The organism is Paraburkholderia sp. BL27I4N3 (genome assembly GCF_003386115.1).
Classification (GTDB): domain Bacteria; phylum Pseudomonadota; class Gammaproteobacteria; order Burkholderiales; family Burkholderiaceae; genus Paraburkholderia.
Genome location: NZ_QREJ01000001.1, coordinates 7,833,809 through 7,849,098 on the forward strand (window position 1 = coordinate 7,833,809; position 15,290 = coordinate 7,849,098).

15 protein-coding genes are annotated in these 15,290 nt (G+C 64.6%); 6 read left to right on the forward strand and 9 right to left on the reverse strand.

The genetic code is table 11. The annotated features are described in order from the left end of the window. Positions 1–19 precede the first annotated feature (19 nt). Complete coding sequence (locus B0G71_RS35520) at positions 20–1,087, forward strand: 2-aminoethylphosphonate aminotransferase (RefSeq protein ID WP_116147819.1); 1,068 nt, start codon at positions 20–22, stop codon at positions 1,085–1,087. Positions 1,088–1,120: 33 nt separating this feature from the next. Here the strand turns inward: B0G71_RS35520 and B0G71_RS41590 are convergent, their stop codons facing one another. Next, the gene (locus B0G71_RS41590; RefSeq protein WP_165614491.1) at positions 1,121–1,273 is read right to left on the reverse strand and encodes a hypothetical protein; all 153 of its coding nucleotides are present in this window, start codon (positions 1,271–1,273) and stop codon (positions 1,121–1,123) included. A gap of 100 nt (positions 1,274–1,373) precedes the next feature. After that, entirely contained in the window at positions 1,374–2,078 is a 705-nt protein-coding gene (locus B0G71_RS35525; protein ID WP_116147821.1) for a PIG-L deacetylase family protein, read from the reverse strand. Positions 2,079–2,443: 365 nt separating this feature from the next. Here B0G71_RS35525 and B0G71_RS35530 point away from each other — a divergent pair, with 365 nt between their 5' ends. Further along, entirely contained in the window at positions 2,444–2,821 is a 378-nt protein-coding gene (locus tag B0G71_RS35530) for a helix-turn-helix transcriptional regulator (protein WP_116147823.1), read from the forward strand. Then, positions 2,818–4,119 (forward strand): type II toxin-antitoxin system HipA family toxin, encoded by a 1,302-nt coding sequence (locus B0G71_RS35535; protein ID WP_116147824.1) that lies wholly within the window; start codon positions 2,818–2,820, stop codon positions 4,117–4,119. Before B0G71_RS35530 ends, B0G71_RS35535 begins: the two co-directional genes overlap by 4 nt. 81 nt (positions 4,120–4,200) lie before the next feature. On the opposite strand, the gene B0G71_RS35540 is transcribed toward B0G71_RS35535, so the two are convergent. From B0G71_RS35540 to B0G71_RS35560, 5 genes are all read right to left on the reverse strand, one after another. Continuing rightward, positions 4,201–5,724: a UdgX family uracil-DNA binding protein gene (locus tag B0G71_RS35540; RefSeq protein ID WP_116147826.1), complete on the reverse strand. Its 1,524-nt coding sequence runs from the start codon at positions 5,722–5,724 to the stop codon at positions 4,201–4,203. Positions 5,725–5,900: 176 nt separating this feature from the next. Further along, on the reverse strand, positions 5,901–6,488 hold the full coding sequence (locus tag B0G71_RS35545) for an NTP transferase domain-containing protein (RefSeq protein ID WP_116147828.1): 588 nt from the start codon (positions 6,486–6,488) through the stop codon (positions 5,901–5,903). A 123-nt stretch (positions 6,489–6,611) separates the two neighbouring features. Continuing rightward, positions 6,612–8,834: a xanthine dehydrogenase family protein molybdopterin-binding subunit gene (locus tag B0G71_RS35550; RefSeq protein ID WP_116147830.1), complete on the reverse strand. Its 2,223-nt coding sequence runs from the start codon at positions 8,832–8,834 to the stop codon at positions 6,612–6,614. Next, complete coding sequence (locus B0G71_RS35555; protein ID WP_116147836.1) at positions 8,831–9,832, reverse strand: xanthine dehydrogenase family protein subunit M; 1,002 nt, start codon at positions 9,830–9,832, stop codon at positions 8,831–8,833. The genes B0G71_RS35550 and B0G71_RS35555 overlap by 4 nt, the downstream gene beginning before the upstream one ends. 12 nt (positions 9,833–9,844) lie before the next feature. Further along, on the reverse strand, positions 9,845–10,570 hold the full coding sequence (locus tag B0G71_RS35560) for a 2Fe-2S iron-sulfur cluster-binding protein (RefSeq protein ID WP_116147838.1): 726 nt from the start codon (positions 10,568–10,570) through the stop codon (positions 9,845–9,847). Positions 10,571–10,778: 208 nt separating this feature from the next. Here B0G71_RS35560 and B0G71_RS35565 point away from each other — a divergent pair, with 208 nt between their 5' ends. The 3 genes from B0G71_RS35565 (at position 10,779) to B0G71_RS35575 (ending at position 14,043) form a co-directional block, all read left to right on the forward strand. Then, on the forward strand, positions 10,779–12,839 hold the full coding sequence (locus tag B0G71_RS35565) for a D-(-)-3-hydroxybutyrate oligomer hydrolase (protein ID WP_116149166.1): 2,061 nt from the start codon (positions 10,779–10,781) through the stop codon (positions 12,837–12,839). A gap of 148 nt (positions 12,840–12,987) precedes the next feature. Continuing rightward, positions 12,988–13,206, forward strand: a complete 219-nt coding sequence (locus B0G71_RS35570; RefSeq protein ID WP_116122004.1) for a hypothetical protein — start codon at positions 12,988–12,990, stop codon at positions 13,204–13,206. A gap of 24 nt (positions 13,207–13,230) precedes the next feature. Continuing rightward, positions 13,231–14,043, forward strand: a complete 813-nt coding sequence (locus B0G71_RS35575; RefSeq protein WP_116147840.1) for an exodeoxyribonuclease III — start codon at positions 13,231–13,233, stop codon at positions 14,041–14,043. 97 nt (positions 14,044–14,140) lie between these two features. On the opposite strand, the gene B0G71_RS35580 is transcribed toward B0G71_RS35575, so the two are convergent. Continuing rightward, positions 14,141–14,428: a CsbD family protein gene (locus B0G71_RS35580; RefSeq protein WP_106282441.1), complete on the reverse strand. Its 288-nt coding sequence runs from the start codon at positions 14,426–14,428 to the stop codon at positions 14,141–14,143. A gap of 168 nt (positions 14,429–14,596) precedes the next feature. Further along, positions 14,597–15,280 (reverse strand): Pr6Pr family membrane protein, encoded by a 684-nt coding sequence (locus B0G71_RS35585; protein ID WP_116147848.1) that lies wholly within the window; start codon positions 15,278–15,280, stop codon positions 14,597–14,599. Positions 15,281–15,290: the final 10 nt, after the last annotated feature.

The following is a 15,290-nucleotide window of genomic DNA, read 5'->3' on the forward strand; positions in this document are numbered from 1 at the left end:
TCAACGTCAGGGAACGCTCATGCTGCTGCTCAATCCCGGCCCGGTGACGCTCACCGAACGCGTTCGCAACAGCCTGTTGCAGACGGATCTGTGCCATCGCGAAAGCGAATTTTTCGATTTGCAGGAAGAGGCCCGCACGCGCCTCGTCGATCTCTACGGTCTCGACGCGAGCGAATGGCAGGCGGTGCTGATGACAGGCTCCGGCACGGCGGCCGTCGAAAGCATGACTGCCGCGCTGGTGCCGCAGAACGGCAAACTGCTCGTGGTGGAAAACGGCGTGTATGGCGAGCGTATTTCGCAGATCGCGGCGCAATATGGCATCGCGCACGAATCGCTGAAGCACGACTGGATGCAGGCGCCCGATCTCGCCGGGATCGCCGAACGCCTCGACGCGGACAAGGCGTTCACGCACGTCGCCGTGATCCATCATGAAACCACCACGGGCCGTCTGAACGATCTGGTTGCGCTCGGCGCATTGTGCCGCGAACACGGACTGCGTCTGCTGGTGGACGGCGTGAGCAGCTTCGGCGCGGAGACGATCGATTTCGCCGACACCAGTCTCGACGCGGTCGCCGCCACCGCGAACAAATGTCTGCATGGCGTGCCGGGCGCCTCGTTCGTGCTGGTGCGCCGCGCGGCGCTCGCCCAAGCGGCGAGCCGCGCGTATTACCTGGATCTCGGCCGTCTCGCGAAGTTGCAGGATCAGCGCAACACGCCGTTCACGCCGTCGGTGCACGCGTACTACGCACTGGTCGAAGCGCTGCGCGAACTCGCCGACGAAGGCGGCTGGCGCGCGCGTCACGCCCGCTATGCGGCGCTGGCTGAACACGCGCGGGCGGGCCTCGCCGAGCGCGGCATCGGCAGCGTGTTGCCGCCGGAAGAGTCGTCGGTGGTGCTGCGCGCGTACCGTTTGCCGCAAGGCGTCGCGTATCCGCACCTGCACGACGCGCTGAAGGCGCGCGGCTTCGTCATCTATGCAGGGCAAGGCGGCTTGTCGGCCGAACTGTTCCGCATCTCGACGATGGGCAACATTCACGCGGCCGACATCGACCGTCTGTTGCAAGGCTTTACCGAACTGATGCGCTGATTCGCGCTTGCGGTGGCTGGCCGCGCAACGCGGTCACACCGGGTCTTTGTCCGGCGGCCCATCGGGCCGCTGCGGCTCCTCTGTGTGATGGCCAGGCGACGGCGGCACCAGCGGATCGGCTTCCGGGTCGCGGTTCGGATCGGCGTTGGGGTCGGGAATCGGACTGGTATGCATGTCGTAGCTCATGGCAGCACCTTTGAGTGGAGAAGAAGCCGGTGCGGCGAGGGCGTCGAACTCTCGCCGGCCGTTCTCTTCAAGCGTAGGCCTTTCCGGCGCGCCGCGTCTGCTACTTTTTCACGCGACGACCCACGCTGAGCTGCCAGTAGCGCTCGGTCGCGAAGACGTCGTCGTAATTGCCTGCGCCAAACGCGCGCAACTGGCTCTCATAAGCATAGACCGCCTCGCGTTTGAGTTGCGCGCGGCGCTGCGCGTCGATGGTGTGGCCGGCGCTTGGACTGGCCGGCGTCGCGACGATGCCGCGCTGCGCGAGATCGGCGAGCCGCGCCTGCACCACGCCGGGCGTGCGCCGGTGAATCGCTTCCTCGTAGCCGAACCAGGTTAGATGCGACAGGCGCGGCAGGATTTCACAGCAGGCTTCGAACACTCGCACGTGATCGTCGTGATACAGGCCGAGCGGCATCAGCAAGGTGTTGGCGGTGGTGCGGTAGATGGTTTCTTCGAGCGCCGCCGCCATCTTGCTGATCGACGGCGAGTCCGAATACTGGCTGTCGCGAAATGGCATGCGCAGCGGAATCGCGTCGAGCACTTCGAGTGCGCGGTTGTCCTCCAGCGTGCGTTCGTGGATGGCCTGATGGGCGTCCGTGAAGCCTGACTTTTCATCCCATTCGGTGTGCATCGGCTGCTCGGGCGGCGCGGCGAATACCGTGCAGACGGCGGCGTCGGGATGGGCGGCGAGCAATGCGCCGCAACTGAAGACGGCGTCGTCGAAATGGGGCGAGACAATGAAAAGGCGCGGGCTGGTTTCGCTCATGGGGCGTGTGATGGGTTCGCGACGCGCGGGCCGGGAACGAAACGGGTAGAGGCTCAAATGTCGCGCCGGTGCTTGGGAAAATGCGGCGTCACATCAGCTTAGGCGGAATCGTTGCGGCTTGCGCGGCGGGTTTGTGATCCGCAAGGCGCGTGCCTGAGGGCTCGACGGGTGGTGGGTGAATCCCGGAATGTCCCTTTTGGCTACGCGTGTGCCGCCATCCGCACGACTTTCCGTTCCTGTTAATCGCTCACATATGATCGCTATATGTTGATAAAAGATCATCTGTGAGCGATTAAGTCGATTTCCTTGACCCAGGAACAATGGGCGCGGACAATAGGAAACCCGTATCCTGAATTACCGCTCATATGGAAACCACAAAGCCACATAAGCGCTCACATGTGAGCGTTAAAAGAAAAAGAGATCCGATCCCTCTGCCGGTCGTGCGTGCCTTGAAGAAACTCGGAGCCGACCTTGCGCTGGCGCGCCGTCGACGCCGGTTGACCCAGGCGTCAATGGCCGAGCGCATTCAGACGTCCGTCGCTACGCTGCGTCGCATGGAACACGGCGACGAACGTATCTCTATCGGCACGATCGCGCAGGCGTTTCTCGTTCTGGGTGAGCTGGACAAAATCGACGGACTAATGGATTCCGCTGGCGACACCATCGGGCTGACCTTAATGAACCAGCAACTGCCGCAGCGGGTTCGCAATAAACGTGTCACGCCAGAATCGGGGGCGCTATGAAGCGGCCTGTGTCGCAGCAGATCGTCCGGGTGGCGCTTGGGCAAGCGGCGCTTCCCGTTGGCGCCCTGACTTTCAACAAGGACGGCGCACGCGAAAACTCAAGCTTTGCTTATCACGAAGCGTGGCTGCAATCCACCGACCGGTTCGAGATTTCGCCCGATTTGCAGCTGGTGTACGGTCAGCAGTTTCGTAAGGCGCCCAGCAGAGACGATTCGATTTTTCACTTCGCATTTGCGGATACCGAGCCCGACGGATGGGGATGCCGGGTGATCGCGCGTGACCACGCAAGGCGTCGCAAGTCGGCGCAGGAGAAGGGATTGGAGGTGCCGCGCGCCGGGCTCACGGAGATGGACTACCTGCTGGGCGTCGACGATATGAGCCGGATCGGTGCGTTGCGATTCGTGGACGAAGCGGGCAACTATTTGCGCAGCATTGAAGACGGAGGGCGTGGCACGCCGCCCTTGCTCGAATTGGGTCATTTGATCGGCGCCACTCGCGCGGTCGAGATGAACAGGGAAACCGCGGCCGACCTGAAGTATTTGCGCGGGCGCGGGACGTCGCTTGGCGGTATGCGCCCCAAGTGCACGATTCTCGATGAGGACGGGCAACTGGCCATCGGCAAATTTCCCAGCGTCAACGACGACCGCAGCGTCACGCGTGGGGAAGTGCTCGCTCTTCATCTGGCCGCAGCCGCCGGCATTACGGTGGCGCAGTCGCGCATTGTCATGTCGGAAGACATCCCGGTTGCGCTCGTGCGCCGCTTTGATCGTGTCGCGAACGGCGGCCGGATCCCGTACCTCTCGGCTGGCTCCATGCTGCAAGCGTCACGGCAGGAAGAGCACGCCTACACCCAGATAGCTGATTGCGTCATCGCGCGTTGCGTGGACCCGAAGCGCGACCTCGAGGAGTTGTGGCGGCGACTCGTGTTCAATCTGCTGATTACCAATGTCGACGACCATGTGCAGAACCACGGTTTCCTGCACGTCGAGCATGGGCAGTGGCGGCTCGCGCCGGCGTTCGACATCAACCCTTTCCCGGATAAGGACCCCGAGTTGAAGTTATGGCTCAATGAAGACTACGGGCCGGTCGACTCGATCGAGGCCGTGATGAATGAAGCGCCTTACTTCAGGCTCTCCGCCGACGAGGCAAAACGCATTCTCAATGAAGTTCGCAACGCGGTCAGAGACTGGAAACGCGTCGCGAAGTCGGCACCGGTCGGCATGACTGACGAGGACCTTGATGCCTTCCAGCCCGCGTTCGAAAACGAGCAGGTCAAGGTGGCAACGGCCCTGCAATGATTTTGGATAAGCAGAGGCATTCGATAGTCAATCAATGAAGCCGACGCGTGCGCGAGCAGCGCAAATCCAGCGGTAAAAAAGCTACACCCCTTCCGCCGCCAACGCCGCCGCGTGACTGAACGCCGTCACCATGCCCGCGACGATATCCTCGCGCAACCGGCTGTCGGCCATTTTCAGCGCATAAGACGGATGCCACGTCGGCACGATCAGCCGGCCGCCGTGATCGATGGTTTGCCCCAGATATTCCGACAGATTGACGTGCGCGCCGGTCAACGCCTTCAGCGCCGTCGCGCCGAGTGTCACAACCACGCGCGGCGCGATCTGCGCGAGTTCGTGGTCCAGCCAGTACTGGCAAGCCTCGACCTCGCGTCGCGCGGGCGTTCGGTGGACGCGCTGCTGCTCCAGCGTTTCCCATTTGTAATGCTTGACGGCATAGGTCAGAAAGAGCGCCCCGCGATCGAGGCCGGCGCGCGCAAGCACCGTGTCGAGCAGTTGACCGGCGGGGCCCATGAAGGGCACGCCATGCTGGTTCTCATGCTCGCCGGGTTGTTCGCCGACCACCATGAGCGCGGCGTGAGCCGGGCCGGCGCCCGCGACGGCCTGCTTTGCGTTGCGCCACAACGCGCAGCGCCGGCAGGTGGCTAGCGGGCCGGTGGGCTCGCGCAAGGGTGGTGTCACCGCCGAATATTCGAGCGGCGGCATCTCCGGAACGGTGACGGTGCCGCTCTGCGCGCCGAGACGGCTGCGCTTGCGCGCGAGTTGCGCGGGCAGCGGCGGACCAGCGGGCGGCGTTCTCCAGTAACGCAGTGGCATGGGCGCCGACGCGCCATTGAATACGTTGGCGTAGTAGGCGAGCCAAAGCGCCTCGGTGGGTTCGCTGGTCGTGGCTTCGCCGGCCATGGCGGCGGGCGGCAATGTCGGCGTGGTCGGGCCGTTCGGCTGGCTCGGTGGTAATACTGGCGTGGCTGGCTCGTTCAACTGGCCGACCGGCAAAGCGTGCGTGACGTGTCCGTTTTCTTCCGTTGCCGGCCGGCTGATTTGCAGCAACATGCCGTTCCAGAACGCAGCGCCCTGCGGCGTCGCCAGCATCCACGTGGAATCGCCCATGCGCTCGGCAAAACGCTCGGCGGCCTGCGCCAGCAAATCATGATGCGGCTCGTACCAACCGACGAATTCCGGCGGCCCCATGGACGGATTGCGTCGCCTGAACAGGGTGAGCGCCACCAGATCGCCGGTTTCGTGGTCGACCGACTGGATGCGCTGATCGAGCAGCGCGCCGTCGGCGTCTTGCGGATCGAGCACGTGGCGTTCGCCGTGTGTCCAACGCCACAGGATGCGATAGAGCAGGGACCAGCGGTCCGGCGCGTAAACGCACGCCGCCGTTTTCAGCCAGGCGAGCAGTTCGCGAGGAATGGCGGGCGTAGGGGCGGCCGGAGCGGTGGCGGAACCTTGTTGAGCGCTTGCGTTGCCGTTATGCGAGCCGGCCGGATCACACGAATCGCGTTCAACCCACTCGATTCGCTCCGGTTCGACGCCTTGCCGTAACAGTTCCCGCGCCGCATGGCGCCAGGCGGCAAAAGACGGTTCGATAGAAATACGTTTCATGCGGACGCGCCGCGGCTGTGCGTGACTAAACGCATTAAACCGCGTGGGTTGAAATACTGTATGGATATACAGTATGCGCCTGAATGCCGGTCCAGATCAAGCGTGTCAGCAGTCGCGGCCGATTGCGCCGACGATAGTGTGTCTACCGGTAACGCCCAGCTGTACCAAGCGGACAACTACAGCTTGCGCAAGTCCTCAGGCGTATCGACGTCGCGCAAGATACCCGCATCGTCCACATCAAGGCGCGTCACCTGCTGCGACATGAAGAGGGATCTCGCGCCCATATCGCCGTCGAGCGCCAGCAGCGCGTCGCGATGCTCGATGCCGAAGCCGACCGGATGCCCGCGCTGTCCCTGGTAAAACGGCGCGACCAGCGAAGCGCCGCCGTCCAGGGCGCGCGCCACGGCTTCGATCGTGGTAGTGGCGATGCGCGGCATGTCCGCAAGCGCGACGATCCAGCCTTCGGCCTCCGCGCTTGCCCCGACACCGGCGGCGAGGCTTGCGCCCATGCCGCGCTCGGCGTCCGCCGCGAACACGACGTCGCAGCCGGCGTCGTTGAGCAGCCGCGCGAGCGCGTCCGAACCTGGCCGCACCACGGCCACCACCTGCGTCACGACCCGCAGCAGCCGATGCGCGGCTTCATGCGCCACCAGCGTGCCATCGGGCATGCGTGCCAGCAGTTTACTGTGGAGGCCTTCCGGGTCGAAGCGCGAGCCGAAACCGGCGGCGAGCAACACGCCAGTGGCGAGCGAAGCGTAGGCCATGGGCGGGCACCGGTAGAAGGAATGAGGTCGATTGTGCGATGCAACGCGGCCACAGGCAAGCGCGAATATCAATGCGCGGCGCTCACCGCCCCGATTTACGCCGCGACCGCAAAAGCGCGCCCATCAAACCTGCATCGCGCCCATGACCTTATCGAGCGTGACGGGCAAATCGCGCACGCGCACGCCGGTGGCGTGATACACCGCGTTCGCAATTGCCGCCGGTACGCCCGTAATGCCGATCTCGCCGATTCCTCGTACCCCGAGCGAGTTGATATACGGATCCGGCCGGTCGATAAAGGTAATGTCGAGCGAGCCGATATCGGCATTCACAGGCACGTGATATTCGGCGAGATTTGCATTGGTGAAGCGGCCATAGCGCGTATCGAGCGAGGTCTCTTCCTGTAGCGCCGCCCCAATGCCCCACACGATGCCGCCCATCAACTGGCTGCGCGCCGTCTTCAGGTTGAGAACGCGGCCCACGTCGTACACGCCGACCACGCGTGCCACGCGGATCGTGCCGAGATCGGCATCGACGTGCACCTCCGCGAACACCGCGCCGAACGAGTGGAACGAGTACTTCTGCTTTTCGTCGCCCGGCTTGACGGTCGCACTCGCCTCGATCGGCTTGCCGCCTGAGCGCGCGATGATCGCCGCCGCCGGATCGCGCTTGCCCGGTTGCGAGCGGCTCATCACCCAGCCGTTTTCCACGGTGATGTCGTCGAGCGCGATGCCGTACACGGGCGAAGCCTGATCGGCAAGCGCGAGCGCGATCAACCGGCTGCGCGCCTGGCTCGCCGCGTCGCGCACGGCCGGCGATACGCTCGCGGCCGACTGCGATCCGCCCGACACCGGCGCTCTGGGCAGCGACGAATCGCCGAGCGCGAAGTGGATGTTCTCCGGCGCGAAGCCGAGTGCGTCGGCGGCCACCTGGGTCATCACGGTGTAGGTGCCGGTGCCGATATCCTGCGTACCGGAGGCGACCATCGCGGTGCCGTCCGGCAAGATCCGCGCAACGGCGCTGGCTTCGCTGCGATTGGCCGGATAGGTGGCGGTCGCCATGCCCATGCCGATCAGCGTGCTGCCGTTGCGCATCGAGCGAGGCGCCGGCGAGCGGCGCGACCAGCCGAATTTCTCCGCGCCGGTCTGATAGCACTCGCGCAAGGATTTGCCCGACCACGGCTTGTTTTCCTGCGGATCGGCCTCGGCGTAATTCTTGATGCGAAGCGCGAGCGGGTCCATCTTCAAGGCCGCCGCGAGTTCGTCCATGGCCGATTCGAGCGCGAACGAACCGGTCGTCTCACCCGGCGCGCGCATGAAGGTCGGCGTGCCGAGATTGAGCGGCACGATGCGGTGCGTGGTCACCTGGTTCGGCACCGCGTACAGCATGCGCGTGACCATGCAGCAGGTCTCCGTCCAGTCTTCGATCACCGAGGTGTTCGAGATGCTGTCGTGGCGCATCGCGGTCAGCGTGCCGTCGTGGCGAGCGGCGAGCACGAAATGCTGTTCGGTGCGCGGACGCGCGCCGACCGGCCCGAACATCTGCGGCCGTTCGAGTACGAGCCGCACGGGGCGCCCGGTCTGTTTCGCCGCCATCGCGCACAAGGACACATGCGACCACGACGAGCCTTTGCAACCGAAGCCGCCGCCCACGAATGGCGAAATCACGCGCACATCGCCGGGCGAAACGCCGAGCGTTCTGGCGATTGCCTGCGTCGCGCTGCTGACGCCTTGCGTCGAATCGTAGAGCGTGAGTTGCGGTCCGTCCCAACGCGCCATGGTGGCGTGCGGCTCCATCGGGTTGTGATGTTCGATCGGCGTGGTGTACGTCGCGTCCACGCGTACCGCACCGCTTTGCAGGCCGTCGTCGAAGCTGCCGCGTCGCGTGTCGGTTTGCCGGCCTTGCGGCTTGTCCGGCGTGTGCGCGTTTGGCTTGGCCTGCGCGAAGTCCAGCGTCGCTGCGCCGCTCTGATACGTGATGCGCAATTGATGCGCGGCGTCGGTGGCGTGTTCAAGCGTGTCGGCCACCACCACGGCGACCGGTTCGTTGCTGTAGTGAATCTGATTGTCCTGCAGCAGCGAAAGGCGGCGTCCCGCGGGCGGCGCCAATGCAGCCTTGCCGCCGTTGGGCAGACGCGGCGCGTTCTGATACGTCATCACGAGCAGCACGCCGGGCAGTGACTGCGCGCGGCTCGCATCGATCGAGGCAATGGTGCCGCGCGCGATCGTGCTGGTGACGAGCACCGCATGCGCGAGACGCGCTTCGGGAAATTCGGCGGCGTAACGCGCTTCGCCGGTGACTTTGAGCAGACCGTCGATCCGGTCGACGGGTTGGCCGATGAGATTCATGCGACACCTCCCGCGTGCCCGGCGGCCTGGTTCACGGCGCGCACGATCGCACGCTGCGCGAGCTCCACCTTGAAGCGATTCTCGCGCTGCGGCCGCGCTTCGCGTAATGCGGCCGAGGCGGCGTTATTTAGCGTTGCCTGCGTGAGCGGCTGGCCGTTGAGCATCTGTTCCGCGACACTCGCGCGCCACGGTTTGTGCGCGACGCCGCCCAACGCGATGCGCGCGGTCTTCACGCGAACGCCGTCCATCTGCAAGGCGGCGGCGACCGAGATCAGCGCGAATGCGTAACTGGCGCGGTCACGCACTTTCAGATAATGCGAGTTCGCGTTGAAGAGCGGCGGCGGCAGGTCGACGGCGGTAATCAGCTCGCCCGGCTGCAACGTGGTGTCGACATCGGGCCGGTCGCCGGGAAGCCGGTGAAAGTCGGTGAACGCAATGGTTCGCTCGCCGGCCGGGCCGCTCACGCGCACCACGGCATCGAGCGCGGCAAGCGCCACGCTCATATCCGACGGATTCACCGCGATGCATTGCGGACTCGCGCCGAGAATCGCATGGGTGCGATTGTCGCCGTCGAGCGCCGCGCAGCCGCTGCCCGGCACGCGCTTGTTGCACTGCGTGAAGGCCGTGTCGTAGAAGTAGCCGCAACGCGTGCGTTGCAGCAGATTGCCGCCGACGGTCGCCATATTGCGCAATTGCGACGACGCGCCCGCCAGAAATGCTTGCGAGAGCAACGGGTATTGCTCGCGCACCAGCGCGTGGTTGGCGGCATCGCTATTGCGCACCAGCGCGCCGAGCCGGATGCCGCCGTCCGGCAGTGTGGTGACCGTATCGAGTCCGCCGATATGCGTGATATCGATCAGCCGCATCGGCCGCGCTACGCCGCCCTTCATCAGATCGAGCAGATTCGTGCCGCCGCCGATGAACACCGCCCCCGGCTGCTGCGCTGCCCGCACTGCGCCGGCGATATCGCCGGCGCGTTCGTATGAGATCGCATCCATGCTGTCGCTCCGTCAGGCGTTGGGGGTGTTGGTGCCGCTGTTCTGGCCGCCACCTTCGTGCACCGCGCGTACGGCGGCCACGATATTCGCGTAGGCACCGCAGCGGCAAATGTTGCCGCTCATGCGTTCGCGGATTTCGTCGTCGGAGAGTTGGGCGGGGCGGCTGCGGACATCGGCCGTGACGGTGCTGGCGGTGCCGTTGCGGAATTCGTTCAGAAGGGCGGTCGCGGAACACAACTGCCCGGGCGTACAGTAACCGCATTGAAAGGCATCGTGTTCGATGAAGGCGCGCTGTATCGGACTCAATACGCCGTTGGCGGCAAGCCCTTCGACCGTCGTGATGTTCTCGCCTTCATGCATCACGGCGAGCGTCAGGCAGGAGTTGATACGGCGTCCATCGGCGAGCACCGTGCATGCACCGCACTGTCCGCGATCGCAGCCCTTCTTCGTGCCCATCAGGCCCGCGTATTCCCTTAATGCATCGAGCAAGGTCACGCGCGGCTCGAGTTGCAGCGTGTACGCGCGGCCATTCACGGTCAGCGTGACCGGACGCGGCGGCACCACTTGCTGAACCTGAGCCGGCGGCGCGGTCGGGGTTTGGGTCTGCGCGCGCAGATGCGGCGCAGCGCCGACTGTGGCGGCAGCGGCAGCAGATTGAAGAAAGCGGCGGCGTGAAGGTTGTGTTGGGATGGCGGCTTGGACGTCGCCCGGATCCTGACTTTCGTTATGCGAAGACATGACGTCTATTGACTCCATTGAAAGGTCAATGCAGGCTAGCGATGCGTCGGTATCCGAAGCGTCGCGATCCATTGGACAGTACGCGGCAATTTCGGTGCCGTTGCATTCACAACGGTATTAGCAAATATCGGAGACGAAAAACGTGAAGTCCAATCTCAGAGTCGAGCCCACGCAACGGCCGGTCCCGGTGGTGCGAACCCTGGCGATCATGTTGGCGGTGGCAGTCGTGCTGACTGCATGCCACAGCGGCGGTAGCGAAAGCAACCCGCCACCGCAAGCCAATACGCTGCCCAGCTTTATCACCGCAGCATCGGTCAAGAGCCAATCCTACGACGGCAATACCGATGACCTGCTTACCGCGGGCCTCGGCAAAACCGGCCTCGGATCGGCTGCGGCGCCGGCCATTGCCAACGCTGCGCAACCTACCGCCGCCGAACTCCGCCGCCTCGCCATCTGGTCGAACTATCGCGCGCTCGTCGACATGACGGCGAACGGCGGCTACGGACGCTTCTGGGGGCCGAATGTCGATCTGAACGGCAACGACACGCTCGGCGAAGGCAAGATCGCCGGCAAGGAATATCTCGCTTACGCCGACGACGGCAGCGGCACGCAGAACGTCACCATGCTGGTGCAGATTCCAGCGAGCTTTAATCCTGATCAGCCGTGCATAGTCACGGCGACGTCATCCGGTTCGCGCGGCGTGTACGGCGCGATTTCCGCCGCCGGCGAGTGGGGGCTCAAGCGAGGTTGCGCGGTGGCGTACACCGACAAAGGCAGTGGCAACGGTGCGCACGAACTGTCGTCCAATCGGGTCACATTGATCGACGGCACCTTGCAGGATGCCACCGCCGCGGGCAAGGCCAGCCTCTTCACGGCCAACCTGGGCAACACCGATCTCGCAACTTTCAACAGCCAGTTTCCGAATCGCTACGCGTTCAAGCATGCGCACTCGCAGCAGAATCCCGAGAAGGATTGGGGCAACGATACGTTGGAGGCGATCCAGTTCGCGTACTGGGCGCTCAACGATTCGTATGGTGCGCTCAACGGTTCGACCCGTACCGTGCGTTACGCGGGCGGCAGCATCACGACGATTGCGGCTTCGGTGAGCAATGGCGGCGGCGCGTCGCTCGCGGCGGCGGAACAGGACACGACTGGTTGGATCACCGCGGTTGTCGTCGGCGAACCGCAGATCAATTTGCGCTTGCCCGCGCAGGTGTCGGTGGCTCAGGGCGGCGTGCCCGTCGGTGCATTCGGCAAGCCGCTCGCCGACTACATGACGCTCGCCAACCAGTTGCAACCGTGCGCGGCGCTCGCGCCCGCCGCGGCCGGCGCACCGTATCTGACGGCACTGCCGCTCGCCACGACCACGGCGATTCGTACCGCACGATGCGCGTCTCTCGCTAGCGCCGGCGTGATCGCGGGTGGGGACGTGACGACCCAGGCGATCAACGCGCTGGCGCTGCTGCATCAAAACGGCTATCAGACCGACTCCGATCTGCTGCAAGCGCCGATGTGGGACTCGCAAGCGGTGCCGGCTGTTGCAGTGACTTACGCAAATGCGTACGCGAAAGCGAGTGTCACCGCCAACCTTTGCGACTTCAGCTTCGGCACGACGAGCGCGACGGGAACAGCCGGCGTGACACCGGCCGTGTCACCGATGCTGACGGTGTTCGGCAATGGCAACGGGGTGCCGCCGACCAACGGCATCAACCTCGTCTTCAACTCGGGCGGCGGAGCGGCGGACCACCGGCTGGCGACCCCCGACGGCAGTTACTCGGGCGCCTCCTGCCTGCGTACGCTGTGGACGAACGGCACGCTGGCCAACAGCGTCGAGGCCATTCGCGTGAACGCGAATCTGCATGGCAAGCCTGCCATCATCGTGCAGGGCCGCGCGGATGCGTTGGTGCCGATCAACCATGCGTCGCGGCCGTATCTCGGCCTGAATCAATTGAGCGAAGGCGGGGCGAGCAAGCTCTCGTTCTACGAAGTGACGAACGCCCAGCATTTCGATGCGTTCCTCGGCGTGGCGGGGTTCGACTCGCGCTTCGTGCCGCTGCATTACTACAATCTTCAGGCGCTCAATCTGATGTGGAGTCATCTGAAGAGCGGTACGCCGCTGCCGCCGTCGCAGGTGATTCACACGGTGCCCCGTGGCGGCACGGCCGGCGCCGCCCCCGCGCTGACCACGGCCAATCTGCCGGCGATCGCGGCGAGTCCGGGCATCAATGCGATCACCGTGACCAACGGCGCCGTGAACGTGCCGAACTGACTCGCGCCGACTGCACGCGCGGCCTCACAACGACGGCAATCACGCGCGCGAGGTCGGCGCGTGCGATTGCCGTCGTGCTGTGAAGACAACTGCCCGGGTATAAGCGATGCTACGGCAGATGCAGTGAAGCGCGTTCAAAGGAGAGCGAATGCAGTTCGACTACCGGCATTTTCATATCGATTGCCGCGCCCGCCATGACGACGACGGCCTCTACTACGCGAGAGCGAAGATCACTCGCGCGCCGCGCAAAAACGAGCACGTCCAGTCGCACGATTCCGGCGACATCGACGCCTTTTCGGACCAGGCGGATGCCATTTCATGCGCGAGGTCATGGGCGATCGAGTGGTGCGACGCAGCGGCGCAATAGCACGCATTGCAGGGAGGACATGCCGTGGCCAGGCTTCGAATCGCGACCTTCAACATCAACGGGATCCGCTCGCGCCTGCCGGCGCTTCTGCAGTGGCTCGAGCGCGAGGCGCCCGACATCGTCTGTTTGCAGGAACTCAAAGCGGTGGACAGCGCGTTTCCCGTGGAGCAACTGCGCGACGCGGGCTACGGCGCGATCTGGCAAGGGCAAAGCGCATGGAACGGCGTGGCGATTCTGTCGAAAGGCGAAGCGCCGCTGGAGAGCCGCCGTGGCCTGCCCGGTTTCGAGGACGACACGCACAGCCGCTATCTCGAAGCCGCAGTGGGCGGCGTGCTGGTGGCGTGCCTCTACCTACCGAACGGCAATCCGCAACCGGGCCCCAAGTTCGACTATAAGCTGGCGTGGTTCGACCATTTCATCAGGCACGCGGCGAAGCTGTACAAAAGCGCTCATCCGGTCGTGCTGGCTGGCGACTTCAACGTGGTGCCCACCGACGAAGACATCTACAACCCGCGCTCCTGGCTGAAGGACGCGCTGCTGCAACCTGAGAGCCGCGAGCGTTACCAGCGGCTGCTCGCGCAAGGCTGGACCGACGCGCTGCGAACGCATTTCGGCGACGAGCGGGTCTACACCTTCTGGGACTATTTCCGCCGGCATTGGGACACGAACTCAGGCTTGCGCATCGACCATCTGCTGCTGAGCGCCGACCTCGCGCCGCGCATGCGCGATGCGGGCGTCGACCGCTGGGTGCGGGGCGAGCCGCACGCGAGCGATCATGCGCCTACGTGGGTCGAATTGGAGATGGACGCGGGGCGCCGCAAGAAAGGCGACGCGTAAAACCGTGCAAAACCGGCGCTGTACAAACGGCGGTGTACGAACATGAGACGGGCGATCGCCTGAAGCAGATCGCCCGGTGGGTCAACCCCGTCAAAAATCAACGGCGATAGTCGCGTCCCGCCGCACCGTGCGCCCACAGCGCGCCGGCCACAAAACCGGCGAGCGCCACCACCGCGATCGCGGTAAACGGGCTTTCCGCCGTGGTCTCACGCACGAGACTCGTCGTGCTCGCGGCCAGTTGCTGGGCTTTGCCGCTGAGCTCTTTCGCCTTGCCGGCCAGTTGCGTGCCGGTATCGCCCAGCACGTCGCCGACGGCGCCCTGTACCTTGCCCGCGACTTCCTTGACCGTGCCTTCCGCTGAATTGGCTGCCGAATTGGTGTCCATACGGTTTTGCTCCCATTGTCAAATTTACGTGTGAGCCATTGCGATCGCAACGCTGTCACACCAAGGTCTCACGTACGCCGCGCCGGAAAGCGCGACTTACGTTCACCAGACAGGGCGCAAGAAGCGCGCCCGAGCGAAAAAGGCAAACAGGCGGCGCCGGACGGGCGCTCAGTGGCGCCGCCGGGAATTGATCCCCACGAAGATGGCCATCAGCATCAGGAAGCCGCCGAACAGCAGCGCCGAATTCACCGCCGCGTGCGTGAACCCGAGCCTGTCGACATTGATGAACGGATAAGGGTAGAAATCGGACAAACGCCCGCGCCAGAATGTCACGCCGAGGTAGGTCAGCGGATACACCAGCCACCACAGACAATGCCGCAGCTTGAGATGAAAGCGCGGCACGAACAGCACCCAGTAAAGCGCGGAGAGCATGGGCAAGACGCTGTGGAGCGATTCGTTGAGCAGCATCCGCAATGCCGTGGGCGTCCAGTAACCGCGCAACAGCAGGTTGTAGGCGATCCCCACGAATGCCATGTACACCACCACGGCGGTGACGACGGTAGGCTGCCGGAAAAAGCGCGCGGGCGCCGATCTGTGCCTACGCAAGGCCACACAGGTAAAACAGATCGCGCAGGCGAGCGCCGTGAGATTGGTGAGGTAACTGCTCATGCGGGCGAGGCCGTCGAGCACGGTGAGCCCGCGGGCGAGCGTGCGATCGATCGTGACCTCGGCTTGCGCGACGATCGAAATCCACGCAATGAGGGCGATGATCGCGGCGAGTGTCACCGACGACACACTGGGCGTATGCAGCGGAAGTTCGGGCTCCCGTTGCTCGGAAAGGGCGGGGCGCATGGGTTCGATT

Coding starts and splice junctions, on each gene's coding strand:
- B0G71_RS35520 (WP_116147819.1), top strand. CDS start 20: ATGCTGCTGCTCAATCCCGGCCCGGTGACGCTCACCGAACGCGTTCGC.
- B0G71_RS41590 (WP_165614491.1), bottom strand. CDS start 1,273: ATGAGCTACGACATGCATACCAGTCCGATTCCCGACCCCAACGCCGAT.
- B0G71_RS35525 (WP_116147821.1), bottom strand. CDS start 2,078: ATGAGCGAAACCAGCCCGCGCCTTTTCATTGTCTCGCCCCATTTCGAC.
- B0G71_RS35530 (WP_116147823.1), top strand. CDS start 2,444: ATGGAAACCACAAAGCCACATAAGCGCTCACATGTGAGCGTTAAAAGA.
- B0G71_RS35535 (WP_116147824.1), top strand. CDS start 2,818: ATGAAGCGGCCTGTGTCGCAGCAGATCGTCCGGGTGGCGCTTGGGCAA.
- B0G71_RS35540 (WP_116147826.1), bottom strand. CDS start 5,724: ATGAAACGTATTTCTATCGAACCGTCTTTTGCCGCCTGGCGCCATGCG.
- B0G71_RS35545 (WP_116147828.1), bottom strand. CDS start 6,488: ATGGCCTACGCTTCGCTCGCCACTGGCGTGTTGCTCGCCGCCGGTTTC.
- B0G71_RS35550 (WP_116147830.1), bottom strand. CDS start 8,834: ATGAATCTCATCGGCCAACCCGTCGACCGGATCGACGGTCTGCTCAAA.
- B0G71_RS35555 (WP_116147836.1), bottom strand. CDS start 9,832: ATGGATGCGATCTCATACGAACGCGCCGGCGATATCGCCGGCGCAGTG.
- B0G71_RS35560 (WP_116147838.1), bottom strand. CDS start 10,570: ATGTCTTCGCATAACGAAAGTCAGGATCCGGGCGACGTCCAAGCCGCC.
- B0G71_RS35565 (WP_116149166.1), top strand. CDS start 10,779: ATGTTGGCGGTGGCAGTCGTGCTGACTGCATGCCACAGCGGCGGTAGC.
- B0G71_RS35570 (WP_116122004.1), top strand. CDS start 12,988: ATGCAGTTCGACTACCGGCATTTTCATATCGATTGCCGCGCCCGCCAT.
- B0G71_RS35580 (WP_106282441.1), bottom strand. CDS start 14,428: ATGGACACCAATTCGGCAGCCAATTCAGCGGAAGGCACGGTCAAGGAA.
- B0G71_RS35585 (WP_116147848.1), bottom strand. CDS start 15,280: ATGCGCCCCGCCCTTTCCGAGCAACGGGAGCCCGAACTTCCGCTGCAT.